At 66.7% G+C, this 11558-nt stretch carries 10 protein-coding genes and 2 rRNA genes (1 of these 12 cut by a window edge); 6 read left to right on the top strand and 6 right to left on the bottom strand.

The features are described from left to right. From KIS93_RS25380 to KIS93_RS25365, 4 genes are all read left to right on the top strand, one after another. Positions 1-2817, top strand: a 23S ribosomal RNA gene (locus tag KIS93_RS25380) (it extends 290 nt beyond the left edge of the window). 76 nt (positions 2818-2893) lie between these two features. Continuing rightward, positions 2894-3010: ribosomal RNA gene (gene rrf / locus KIS93_RS25375) — 5S ribosomal RNA — on the top strand. Between the two features lie 151 nt (positions 3011-3161). Then, positions 3162-3713, top strand: a complete 552-nt coding sequence (locus tag KIS93_RS25370) for a 4a-hydroxytetrahydrobiopterin dehydratase (RefSeq protein ID WP_222107623.1) — start codon at positions 3162-3164, stop codon at positions 3711-3713. A gap of 84 nt (positions 3714-3797) precedes the next feature. Next, positions 3798-4745 carry a serine hydrolase gene (locus KIS93_RS25365; RefSeq protein WP_230465808.1) on the top strand — a complete coding sequence of 316 codons (948 nt, stop codon included), beginning with the start codon at positions 3798-3800 and terminating at the stop codon, positions 4743-4745. A gap of 59 nt (positions 4746-4804) precedes the next feature. Here KIS93_RS25365 and KIS93_RS25360 read toward each other — a convergent pair whose 3' ends face one another. Genes KIS93_RS25360 through pstS form a run of 5 tightly spaced genes read right to left on the bottom strand, consistent with a single transcriptional unit; the run spans position 4805 to position 9296 of the window. Further along, positions 4805-5503, bottom strand: coding sequence for a winged helix-turn-helix transcriptional regulator (locus KIS93_RS25360; protein ID WP_246005366.1), 699 nt, complete (start codon positions 5501-5503; stop codon positions 4805-4807). A gap of 26 nt (positions 5504-5529) precedes the next feature. Further along, complete coding sequence (gene pstB / locus KIS93_RS25355) at positions 5530-6309, bottom strand: phosphate ABC transporter ATP-binding protein PstB (RefSeq protein ID WP_080045315.1); 780 nt, start codon at positions 6307-6309, stop codon at positions 5530-5532. Positions 6310-6324: 15 nt separating this feature from the next. Beyond that, positions 6325-7200 carry a phosphate ABC transporter permease PstA gene (gene pstA / locus KIS93_RS25350; protein WP_080045316.1) on the bottom strand — a complete coding sequence of 292 codons (876 nt, stop codon included), beginning with the start codon at positions 7198-7200 and terminating at the stop codon, positions 6325-6327. Continuing rightward, positions 7197-8177, bottom strand: a complete 981-nt coding sequence (gene pstC, locus KIS93_RS25345; protein WP_080045317.1) for a phosphate ABC transporter permease subunit PstC — start codon at positions 8175-8177, stop codon at positions 7197-7199. The genes pstA and pstC overlap by 4 nt, the downstream gene beginning before the upstream one ends. 6 nt (positions 8178-8183) lie before the next feature. Further along, positions 8184-9296 carry a phosphate ABC transporter substrate-binding protein PstS gene (pstS, locus tag KIS93_RS25340; protein WP_080045318.1) on the bottom strand — a complete coding sequence of 371 codons (1113 nt, stop codon included), beginning with the start codon at positions 9294-9296 and terminating at the stop codon, positions 8184-8186. Between the two features lie 120 nt (positions 9297-9416). Here pstS and KIS93_RS25335 point away from each other — a divergent pair, with 120 nt between their 5' ends. After that, entirely contained in the window at positions 9417-9899 is a 483-nt protein-coding gene (locus KIS93_RS25335) for a low molecular weight protein-tyrosine-phosphatase (RefSeq protein WP_080045319.1), read from the top strand. Further along, positions 9886-10671, top strand: coding sequence for a fructosamine kinase family protein (locus KIS93_RS25330; RefSeq protein WP_080045320.1), 786 nt, complete (start codon positions 9886-9888; stop codon positions 10669-10671). The genes KIS93_RS25335 and KIS93_RS25330 overlap by 14 nt, the downstream gene beginning before the upstream one ends. Positions 10672-10704: 33 nt before the next feature. Here the strand turns inward: KIS93_RS25330 and KIS93_RS25325 are convergent, their stop codons facing one another. Further along, positions 10705-11538, bottom strand: coding sequence for a TetR/AcrR family transcriptional regulator (locus KIS93_RS25325; protein ID WP_080045321.1), 834 nt, complete (start codon positions 11536-11538; stop codon positions 10705-10707). Positions 11539-11558 lie beyond the last annotated feature (20 nt).

The raw sequence follows: 11558 nt of genomic DNA, 5'->3' as shown, positions 1-11558 counted from the left end.
AGCCGGCAGGCGTTGCATGTCCGGGGTCGTGGGACCTTCTTGAAGTGGCTGCCGCTGCTTCGAACAGTGATAAATCGATGGGGTAGTTGAAAGCTCTGGGAAGGGCTGCCGTAGACCGTGAGAGCCGGGTAGGCGAAACCTTGTCGACTGTTGGAGGGGATCCCAAGTAGCACGGGGCTCGAGGAATCCTGTGTGAATCTGCCAGGACCACCTGGTAAGCCTAAATACTCCCTGATGACCGATAGTGCACGAGTACCGTGAGGGAAAGGTGAAAAGTGCCCCGGTGAGGGGTCGTGAAATAGTACCTGAAACCGTGTGCCTACAAGCCGTAGGAGCTTAGCTGGGCTTGCTCAGCTGTGATGTGACTGCGTGCCTTTTGAAGAATGAGCCTGCGAGTTATGGTGTGTGGCGAGGTTAACCCGTGTGGGGGAGCCGTAGCGAAAGCGAGTCTGAAGAGGGCGTTTGAGTCGCATGCTGTAGACCCGAAGCGGGGTGATCTACGCATGGGCAGGTTGAAGCTCAGGTAAGACTGGGTGGAGGACCGAACCCACCAGGGTTGAAAACCTGGGGGATGATCTGTGTGTAGGGGTGAAAGGCCAATCAAACTCCGTGATAGCTGGTTCTCCCCGAAATGCATTTAGGTGCAGCGTTGCGTGTTTCTTGCCGGAGGTAGAGCACTGGATGGCCGATGGGCCCGACAAGGTTACTGACGTCAGCCAAACTCCGAATGCCGGTAAGTGAGAGCGTGGCAGTGAGACTGCGGGCGATAAGGTTCGTAGTCGAGAGGGAAACAGCCCAGATCACCGACTAAGGCCCCTAAGCGTGTGCTAAGTGGGAAAGGATGTGGAGTCGCAGAGACAACCAGGAGGTTGGCTTAGAAGCAGCCACCCTTGAAAGAGTGCGTAATAGCTCACTGGTCAAGTGATTCTGCGCCGACAATGTAGCGGGGCTCAAGTACACCGCCGAAGTCGTGGCACTGACAGCCTTGCGCTGTTGGTGGGTAGGGGAGCGTCGTGCAGCCGGCGAAGCAGCAGAGTGATCTAGTTGTGGAGGCTGTGCGAGTGAGAATGCAGGCATGAGTAGCGAATCGAGGGTGAGAAACCCTCGCGCCGGATGACCAAGGGTTCCTGGGCCAGGCTAATCCGCCCAGGGTAAGTCGGGACCTAAGGCGAGGCCGACAGGCGTAGTCGATGGACAACGGGTTGATATTCCCGTACCCGCTTCAATGCGCCCATACTGAACCCCTTGATACTAAGAGTCCTTAACTCGCCTAAAGCCTTCGGGCTTGGGGTCAGAGTGAACGCTCGGCCTGATTGGGTAGTAGGTAAGCGATGGGGTGACGCAGGAAGGTAGTCCAACCCAGGCGATGGTTGTCCTGGGGTAAGCATGTAGGGAGTGCGGTAGGCAAATCCGCCGCGCGTTAATCCTGAGATGTGATGCCGAGCCGATTGTGGTGAAGTGGATGATCCTATGCTGCCGAGAAAAGCCTCTAGTGAGTGTTGTGGCGGCCCGTACCCTAAACCGACTCAGGTGGTCAGGTAGAGAATACTAAGGCGATCGGGTGAACTGTGGTTAAGGAACTCGGCAAATTGCCCCCGTAACTTCGGGAGAAGGGGGACCTCTGCTGGTGATGAGTCTTGCACTCGGAGCTGGTGGGGGTCGCAGTGGCCAGGGGGAAGCGACTGTTTACTAAAAACACAGGTCCGTGCGAAGTCGTAAGACGATGTATACGGACTGACGCCTGCCCGGTGCCGGAACGTTAAGGGGACCGCTTAGCTAGCGCAAGCTGGCGAAGGTGAGAACTTAAGCGCCGGTAAACGGCGGTGGTAACTATAACCATCCTAAGGTAGCGAAATTCCTTGTCGGGTAAGTTCCGACCTGCACGAATGGCGTAACGACTTCCCCGCTGTCTCAACCGCAGACCCGGCGAAATTGCACTACGAGTAAAGATGCTCGTTACGCGCAGCAGGACGGAAAGACCCCGGGACCTTCACTACAGCTTGACATTGGCGTTTGGAGCGTCTTGTGTAGGATAGGTGGGAGACTGGGAAGCTCGGACGCTAGTTCGGGTGGAGTCATTGGTGAAATACCACTCTGGTCGTTTTGAACGTCTAACTCTGGTCCGTGATCCGGATCGGGGACAGTGTCTGGTGGGTAGTTTAACTGGGGCGGTTGCCTCCTAAAGGGTAACGGAGGCGCCCAAAGGTTCCCTCAGCCTGGTTGGCAATCAGGTGTTGAGTGTAAGTGCACAAGGGAGCTTGACTGTGAGACTGACGGGTCGAGCAGGAGCGAAAGCTGGGACTAGTGATCCGGCATCGGCGTGTGGAAGCGGTGTCGCTCAACGGCTAAAAGGTACCCCGGGGATAACAGGCTGATCTTCCCCAAGAGTCCATATCGACGGGATGGTTTGGCACCTCGATGTCGGCTCGTCGCATCCTGGGGCTGGAGTAGGTCCCAAGGGTTGGGCTGTTCGCCCATTAAAGCGGTACGCGAGCTGGGTTTAGAACGTCGCGAGACAGTTCGGTCCCTATCCGCTGCGCGCGTAGGAGACTTGAAAGGGGCTGTCCCTAGTACGAGAGGACCGGGACGGACGAACCTCTGGTGTGCCAGTTGTACCGCCAGGTGCACGGCTGGTTGGCTACGTTCGGAAGGGATAACCGCTGAAAGCATCTAAGCGGGAAGCTCGCCTTGAGATGAGGTCTCCCACCCTGTAACAGGGGGTAAGGCTCCCGGTAGACGACCGGGTTGATAGGCCGGAGGTGGAAGCGCGGTAACGTGTGGAGCTGACCGGTACTAATAGGCCGAGGACTTGACCACAAAGCAGACTTTTCAAAGTTGTCTTGCTCGCGTCCACTATGCAGTTCTGAGACAGCAAATGGCTGTTTCGCAGGGTTACGGCGGTTATGGCGGGAAGGAAACACCCGGTTACATTCCGAACCCGGAAGTTAAGCTTCCCAGCGCCGATGGTACTGCACTCGGGAGGGTGTGGGAGAGTAGGTCACCGCCGGACAATCTTTATAGGAAAGGGCCCCGACGCCAACGCGTCGGGGCCTTTTCTGTTTCCGGAGGGCGTCGCTTGTTCCGGGCCGGGACGGCATAGTGCGGTCGCGTTCACGAGCGGAAGCCGGCCACTATGGCCGGTCATCCTCAGGGGAGGGCTCGTGAGCGAGATCTTCATCTCCTACCGGCGCGCCGACAGCGGCGCCGTGGCCGGCCGGTTGTACGCCGATCTCCAGCACGCCTATGGAGAGGCCGCCGTCTTCATGGACACCTCCTCCATCGCGCCCGGAGCCGTCTGGCCCAAGAGGCTGGAGGAAGCCCTCGCCCAGGCGAAGGTCGTCCTGGTGGTCATGGGCCCTCAGTGGATCAGGGCGGCCAACGAGTGGGGGGAGCGGCTGATCGACCAGGAGAATGACTGGGTGCGCCGGGAGGTCGAGAGCGCGCTGCCGCAGGATCCGTCGCGGACCAGGGTGGAGCTCTACCGGGAGTACCGTTTCAAGACTTTCAGGGACGCGATCGCGTTCATGAACGAGGTGGCCCCCGGCTGCGACATCGCCATCCACCATCCGCGCTGGGAGAACGTCTGGCGGCACGTGCGGGTCTTCCTGACCACGTGGGACATCGGGCACCGCATCTCCGATCGCGACGTGCAGCTCGCCAAGTACTTCGACAGCGCCTACCAGGACTTCGCGGGGGCGGATCCGCCGGGGTGAGGGTGCTTGCCGTGGGGCGGCCCGTGGGTGAACAGTGCGGCCGCACACTGGCGGGGCGCCTGAGCTCTTCGTGATAATGCTGCAGTGATCGCGGTAGGGGCGAAGGCGCTACCACGACTGATCATCCTGCTCGCGCTGACGGCTCCGCTGGTGGTGCCGGGGAATCAGGTGCCTGCCGAGGTCAGTGCCGCCGCCGTGCCCTCGTCCGGATCCCACGCCACGGTGCGTCAGGCCGCCGCGGTGCCGGGGATGCGGCTGGCCGAGGCGCGGCTGGTCAGTGAGGCCGTGGCGGAGGTGCCGGCCAAGCGGATCTCGAAGCGGCTCGACGCGTTCCTCCGCGGCAGGCCGGGGCCGGTGACGGCGATGGTGAAGGAGCTGGGGACCGGGCGGGTCTATCGGTATCACGCGGGCGAGCGGCTGATCACGGCGAGCACCGCCAAGGTGCAGATCCTCATGGCGCTGTTGCTGCGTACCCCATGGAAGAGGCTGCCCGCGGCGGTGCGGCGGGACGCGGAGTCGATGATCCGCTCCAGCGACAATCACGCCGCCGACCGGCTGTGGGTGCGGATCGGGGGTGCGGAGGGGTTCAGCGCGGCGGGGAAGAGGTTCGGGCTGAAGGACACGGCGGGCGTGCCGGGCAGCTGCGTCGACCTCTACTGCTGGGGCATCACCAAGACGTCCGTGGACGACCAGGTGCGGCTCATGGAGGCGCTGGTATCCCGCAAGAGCCCGCTCAAGGCGGCGGAGCGCAGGCAGGTGCTGCGGCTCATGGGCGCGGTCGTGGACGGCCAGGACTGGGGCATCAGCGCCGCCGCGTGCCGGGGCGAGCGCGTGGCGCTGAAGAACGGCTGGCTCAAGCGGGTCTCGACCAAGCGCTGGGCCACGGTCAGCGTGGGGCTGATCCGGGGCGGCGGGCGCGACTACGCCGTTGCCGTACTCACCGAGGGCAGCCCTGAGGTGGGGTACGGCATCGCGACGGTCGAAGGCGTGGCCGAGCGGATCATGCGTGGCTTTCGGCGGTGCCAGGCGTGACGAAGGTCGAGGTCATGCGCGGCTCCCTGCGGTGCCAGGCGTGACGAAGGTCGAGCGGATCACGCGCGGCTTTCGGCGATGCCCGGGGTGACGAGCCGGTAGCCCACGCCGCGTACGGTCTGGATGAGCTGGTCGTCCTCGTCGCCCAGGCGCGCCCGCAGCCGTTTGACGTGCACCGCGATCGTGTTCGTCGAGGTGTTGGCGGCGGCGTGCCAGACGTGGCGCATGATCTGCTCTCGGGTGACCGTGCGGTCGGCGTTGCGCATGAGGTACTGCAGCAGCTCGAACTCGCGCAACGGCAGGTGCACAGCTCGCCCGGCGACGCGTACCTGATAAGCCTGGACGTCCAGCTCGACCCCGCCCACGGCCAGCACCTTGCGGGACTCGGGCGAGGCCGCCTGGATGAACGGCAGCAGCTCCGGCACCCTGTAGGGTCTGGCGACGCAGGCGGCGGCGCCGGCCGCGAGCGCGCGTACCGCCTGCTCGGCGTGTCCCTCGCCGACGCCGAGCAGCACGGGCACGGCTCGCGACTGCCGTACGGCGCGGACGAAGTCGACCGCGTCGATGACCGGCAGCGTGGCCGAGACGAGCACCACGTCCGGCTGGAGGGCGCCGGCCTGCAGCAGCCCCTGCGCGCCGTCGGGGGCCCCGGTCACGGCCACGCCCTCGCGTTCGAGGGCGGTGGCCACGTCGTCCACGACGGCGTCGTCCGGGTCGGCGATGAGCAGTACGGGCTTGGTCCTCGTGTCCCCGTTCATCGTGGATGCCGCCTGCTGTCGGGTCATCAGCCGAAGCGCCCCGTGATGTAGTCCTCCGTCGCCTTCTGCGTCGGGTTGGTGAACATGCGGGACGTCTCGTCCATCTCGATGACCTTGCCGGGCTGGCCCTGGGCGGCCAGGTTGAAGAACGCGGTCCGGTCGCTGACCCGGGCGGCCTGCTGCATGTTGTGGGTGACGATGACGATGGTGTACTTGTCCTTCAGCTTGGCCATGAGGTCCTCGATGGCCAGCGTCGAGATGGGGTCGAGCGCCGAGCACGGCTCGTCCATCAGCAGCACCTCGGGCTGCACCGCGATGGCGCGGGCGATGCAGAGGCGCTGCTGCTGGCCGCCGGACAGGCCGGCGCCGGGCTTGTTGAGGCGGTCCTTGACCTCGTTCCAGAGGTTGGCGCCCTTCAGCGACTCCTCGACGATGCCGTCGAGCTCGGACCGGGAGATGCGGCCGCGGTTGAGGCGCAGGCCGGCGGCCACGTTCTCGTAGATCGACATCGTGGGGAACGGGTTGGGGCGCTGGAACACCATGCCGATCATGCGGCGCACCGAGACGGGCTCGATGGTGGGCGCGTACAGGTCCTCGCCGTCGAGCAGCACCTTGCCCTCCACGCGCGCGCCGGGGATGACCTCGTGCATGCGGTTGAGCGTGCGCAGGAACGTCGACTTGCCGCACCCGGAAGGGCCGATGAAGGCGGTGATCGAGCGGGGCTCGATGGTCATGGACACGTCCTCGATCGCCTTGTGCGAGCCGTAGTACGCGTCCAGGCCCGAGACCTGGATCTGCTTGGACATTGCGGTGGTTACCCCCTATCGGCCTCTGGCGGGCGAGCGCCACCAGGCGATCAGGCGCGCCACCAGGTTGAGCAGCATGACGATCAGGATGAGCGTGAGGGCTCCGGTCCACGCCCGGTCGATGGCGGTGTCGTTGGGCCGGGCCGCCTGGTCGAAGACGAACAGCGGCAGCCCCATCTGCGGCCCGTTGAACGGGTCGTTGTTGATGGAGTTGGTGAAGAACACCGTCATCAGCAGCGGCGCGGTTTCGCCGGCGACGCGGGCCACGGCCAGCATGACGCCGGTGACGATGCCGGTGAACGCGGTCGGCAGCACGACCTTGACGATGGTGCGCCACTTGGGCACGCCCAGCGCGTACGACGCCTCGCGCAGGTCGCCCGGCACGAGCCGCAGCATCTCCTCGGCGGATCGCACGACGGTCGGCATCATCAGGATGGACAGCGCCAGCGCGCCCGCCCAGCCGGAGAACTGGAAGCCGAGGAACAGGATCCAGAACGCGAAGACGAACAGGCCCGCAACGACGGAAGGGACGCCGGTCATGACGTCCACGAAGAAGCTGATGGAGCGGCTCAATCGGCCGCCGTTGCCGTATTCGACCAGGTAGATGGCGGTGAGCAGGCCGATCGGCACGGAGATGAGGGAGGCCAGCAGCACCTGTTCGAGCGTGCCGATGATGGCGTGGTAGGCGCCGCCGTGGGCGTCCCTGGCGCCGATGCCGTTCATGGAGTGGGTGAGGAACTCCAGGTCGAAGCGCTCGAGGCCGTTGGAGATGACCAGCCACAGCACGGAGATGAGCGGCACCACGGCCAGCGCGAACGCCAGATAGACCAGGCCCTGGACGACCCGGTCCTTGATGCGGCGGCCGGTGGAGATGTGTTGGATCGTGGTCATGCGCCGGCCCTCGCGTACTCCTTGCGGCGGTTGATGACGAACCGCGCGGCCATGTTGACCAGCAGCGTGATGATGAACAGGACCAGACCGGACGCGATCAGGGCGCCCCGGCCGATGTCGTTGGCCTCGCCGAAGCCGTTGGCGATGTTGGCCGCGATGCTGTTGGCGTGTGGGGTGAGGATCTGGAAGGTGATGTCGAAGGTGGCGGGGAAGATCAGCGCGACCGCGATGGTCTCGCCCATGGCGCGGCCGAGGCCGAGCATGGCGGCGCTGATGACGCCGGGCCGGCCGAACGGCAGCACGGCCATCCTGATCATCTCCCAGCGGGTGGCGCCGAGCGCGAGCGCCGCCTCCTCGTTCATCTTGGGAGCCTGGAGGAACACCTCGCGCGAGATGGCGGCGATGATCGGCAGGATCATGATGGCCAGCACGACGGCGCCGGCGATCATGGTCTTGCCGCCGATGATGCCCTCGCCGGCGAACAGGGGGAACCAGCCGAGGTTCTCGTTGAGCCACTGCGACGGCGTGCGCAGCAGCGGCACGAGGAACGCCACGCCCCACAGGCCGTACACGACGGAGGGCACGGCGGCGAGCAGGTCGATCAGGTAGCCGAGCGGGGCGGCCAGCCTGCGCGGCGCGTAGTGCGAGATGAACAGGGCCACGCCGACCGCGACCGGGGTCGCGATGACGAGCGCGAGCAGGGAGCTGAGGACGGTGCCGAACGCCAGCGCCGCGATGCCGAACTCGCGGCTGCTGTTGGGCTCCCAGGTCAGCTCCGTGAAGAAGTTCGCCTTGTTCGCCTGCAGGGCCGGGATCGCCTCGCTGATGAGGAACACGGCGATGGCCGCCATGATCGCCAGCAGCGCGACGCCGGCCGCGGTGGACAGGTAACGGAAGGGCGCTTCACCGCGGCTGCGCCGCGAGGCGGACCGGCTCGTCGCCGGCCCGCCGTCACGGGTACGTACGTTGGTCGCCATCGGGGGTTAGGAGATCGCCTCGACCGCGGTGCGGACCTTGGTGAGCAGGGTGCCCGCCAGCGGGGCGTAGCCCAGCTCCTTCAGCGCCGCCTGGCCCTCGTCGCTGGAGGTGTACTTGAGGAACTCCTTGACGACCTTGGCCTCCTCGGCCGGCAGGCCCTTCTCGCAGGTGATCTCGTACGTGACCAGGACGATCGGGTAGGCGCCCGCGGTCTTGGTGGCGTAGTCGATCGACAGGGCGAGGTCGTTGCCGGTGCCCTTGATCTCGGCGGTCTCGACCGTCTTGGCCGCGCTCTCGGGGGTCAGCTCGACGAACTCGCCGGCGCCGTTGGCGACCTTGGCCTTCTGCAGCGAGGAGTTCTCGGCGTAGGAGAGCTCGACGTAGCTGATCGCGCCCTCGGTGTCCTTGACGGAGGAGGCGATGCCGTCGGAGCCCTTGGAGCCCTGGCCCTTGGCCTCGGCGGGCCACGCCTTGGCGGGCTCGTAGGGCCAGTCGGCCGTGGCCTTGAGGAACTTCGTGAAGTTGTCGCTGGTGCCCGACTCGTCGGAGCGGTGGAAGGCCTGGATCGGCGTGGAGGGCAGCTTGGCGTCGGGGTTGTCGGCCTTGATGGCGGCGTCGTCCCACTTGGTGATCGTGCTGTTGAAGATGCCGCCGAGCGTCTTGGGGGAGAGCTGCAGGCCCTCGACGCCGGGCAGGTTGTAGACGACCGCGACCGGGCCGGTGACCATCGGGATGTTGATGGCGTTGCCGGTCTTGCAGCGGGCGTTGGCCTGGGTGGGCTCGTCCTCCTTGAGGGCAGAGTCGGAGCCGGCGAAGGACACCGTGCCCTGGATGAACGCCTGCACACCGGCGCCCGAGCCGCTGGGCTGGTAGTTCAGGGTGACACCGGGGTTCGTGGCCGTGAAGTTCTTCGTCCACTCGGTGATCGCGTTGGCCTGGGCCGAGGAGCCCGCGGCGTTGATCGTGCCACTCAGGCCACCGTTGTCGTTGCCCGCGGCGGGTGCGCTGGCGCTGGCGGGGCTGGTGCTGCCAGCGCCGCTGTTGTTGTCTGTGCCGCACGCAGCGAGCGAGAGCGCGCCGACGACGGCGACGGCGGCGAGCCGGCCTGCATACTTCACGGTTGGGTTCCTCCCACTTGGTCCTTAGTCGCCATGAAGGTATGCAGCCAAGGTGACTCAGACCCCCTACCGAGGGTGAACGTTCGGTGAACGCACCAGGTCACCCTCATGATGGGGGTTATGACTTATCGCGTATGCCTGGTGTGCATGGGGAACATCTGCCGATCGCCGATGGCCGAGGTCGTCCTCCGCCGGACGCTCGCCGACCGCGGCCTGGGCGGGCGGGTCACCGTCGAGAGCGCCGGGACGGGCGGGTGGCACGTCGGCGATCCGATGGACGAGCGGGCGCTGGAGATCCTCTCCCAGCACGGGTACGACGGCTCGGCGCACCGGGCCAGGCAGTTCACCAAAGACTGGTTCGACCGCTACGACCTCGTGCTCGCCATGGACAGGGACAACCTGTCGAACCTGCGCCGGCTGGCTCCGGCCGGGGTGGAGGTGCGGCTGTTCCGCTCGTTCGACCCGGCGGCGCCTGAGGGGGCCGAGGTGCCGGATCCGTACTACGGGGGCCGGGAGGGGTTCGAGGAGGTGCTGGAGCTGGTCGAGGCCGCTTCCGAGGGCGTCGCCAAGCACATCGCCGATGAGCTCGATGAGATTCACTGACGACCTCGGCTCCTCGCACGGGTGGCGGCTGCGGCGGGGCGTGCTGGACGACGGGCGCGAGGTGTTCGCCAAGGTCGGGGCCGCCTCCGAGATGTTCGCCTCGGAGGCGGCCGGGCTGCGCTGGCTGGGCGAGGCCGCCGCGGTGCCCGAGGTGATCGAGGTGGGGCCCGACCGGCTCGTCCTTTCCTGGGTACGCGAGGAGCGGCCCTCCCCGGCGGCGGCCGAGCGGTTCGGAAGGTCGCTGGCCGGGCTGCACCGGGCCGGGGCGCCGGGCTTCGGCGCACCGTGGCCGGGGTTCATCGCCGAGCTGCCCATGGACAACGCGCCCTGCGACGGCTGGCCCGCGTTCTACGGCGAGCGGCGGGTGCTGCCGTTCCTGCGGCTCGCGCGGCTGCCCGCCGCCGACGCCGCGCTGGTGGAGCGGGCCGTGGAGCGCTTTCCCGAGGTCGCCGGGCCCGCCGAGCCGCCCGCGCGGATCCATGGGGACCTGTGGAGCGGGAACGTGTTGTGGTCCGGAGGGGGCGGGGTGCTGATCGACCCCGCGGCCCATGGGGGGCATCGGGAGACGGACCTCGCGATGCTGGAGTTGTTCGGGCTGCCGTACCTGGATCGGGTGCTGGGGGCGTACCGGGAGGAGTGGCCGCTGGCCGAGGGGTGGCGGGAGCGGGTGCCGCTGCACCAGCTGCATCCGCTGCTCGTGCACGTGGTGCTGTACGGGGAGGGGTATCGCGGGAGCTTGATGCGGGCGGTGCGGCGGGTGCTGGCCCTCTGAGCCGCGTTGGCTTTTGATGGCTTTCGTGCCGGTTCAGCCGTCCTTGCGCTTGCGGTAGGCGCGTTGCTGGCACGCGCGTGAGCAGTACACGCGGGGGCGGCCCGAGGGGGCGGTGGGTTCCAGGGGCTTGCCGCACTCCTGGCAAGTTTCGTCACGAGTTTCATCACGCTCTTGGATGAGGGCCTCGATGCCGTCCAGGAGCCGGCGCAGGCCGAACTCGAAGGAGTCCTCAGGGGCGTCCCAGGCGCCCGACTCCCACAGGTGGCTGAGGGCCGGGTACTGGTCGAGGCGCTCGTACAGGGAGTCGCGCGCGCCCCACCACTCCTGCTCGGACACGCCGCTGCGCTGCTCCTCGCGCCGCGTCTCGACCAGGACCAGCGCCTCGGCGTCCACGAAGCGGCCGAGCAGGCCGATCGCCGCGACCACCTCGGACGGCCGCAGCGCGGTGCCGGTCAGGGTGGCCAGCATCGCGTCGTAGTGGGCGACGCCGTGGGGGCCGGGCAGGTGGCGGGTGCCGCGCACCTCGGCCAGCCAGGGGTGGCGCCTGCGGATCTCCCACGCCTGCCGGGCGATCGCCTCCAGCCGGGCCCGCCAGCCTTCCCGCTCGGGCGGGAGCTCCGGGTGCTCGCCCATGACCTCGTCGCGCATGAGGTCGACGAGCTGGTCGCGGCCGGGCACGTGGCGGTAGAGCGACATGGTCGTGAAGCCGAGCCGGTCAGCGACCTTGCGCATGGACAGGCCCTCCAGGCCCTCGGCGTCGGCCAGCTCGATGGCCGCGCGCACGATCCTGCCCACGCTCAGGCCGGGACGCGGCTCCGGCTCCTCCTTTCGCCACAACAATTCGACGGGATCCTGGCTTGTTGGCATGCCTCCTAGTTTATGGTGTA

This window comes from [Actinomadura] parvosata subsp. kistnae, from assembly GCF_900323885.1.
Taxonomy (GTDB): domain Bacteria; phylum Actinomycetota; class Actinomycetes; order Streptosporangiales; family Streptosporangiaceae; genus Nonomuraea; species Nonomuraea composti.
Note: the sequence above shows the minus strand (reverse complement) of the source record. Positions and strands in the feature narration are given on the sequence as shown.

Excerpts from the sequence above, each read along its gene's own strand:
- KIS93_RS25360 (WP_246005366.1), bottom strand. The coding sequence starts at position 5,503 with ATGAACGGGGACACGAGGACCAAGCCCGTACTGCTCATCGCCGACCCG.
- KIS93_RS25325 (WP_080045321.1), bottom strand. The coding sequence starts at position 11,538 with ATGCCAACAAGCCAGGATCCCGTCGAATTGTTGTGGCGAAAGGAGGAG.
- pstB (WP_080045315.1), bottom strand. The coding sequence starts at position 6,309 with ATGTCCAAGCAGATCCAGGTCTCGGGCCTGGACGCGTACTACGGCTCG.
- pstC (WP_080045317.1), bottom strand. The coding sequence starts at position 8,177 with ATGGCGACCAACGTACGTACCCGTGACGGCGGGCCGGCGACGAGCCGG.
- pstA (WP_080045316.1), bottom strand. The coding sequence starts at position 7,200 with ATGACCACGATCCAACACATCTCCACCGGCCGCCGCATCAAGGACCGG.
- KIS93_RS25330 (WP_080045320.1), top strand. The coding sequence starts at position 9,886 with ATGAGATTCACTGACGACCTCGGCTCCTCGCACGGGTGGCGGCTGCGG.
- KIS93_RS25335 (WP_080045319.1), top strand. The coding sequence starts at position 9,417 with ATGACTTATCGCGTATGCCTGGTGTGCATGGGGAACATCTGCCGATCG.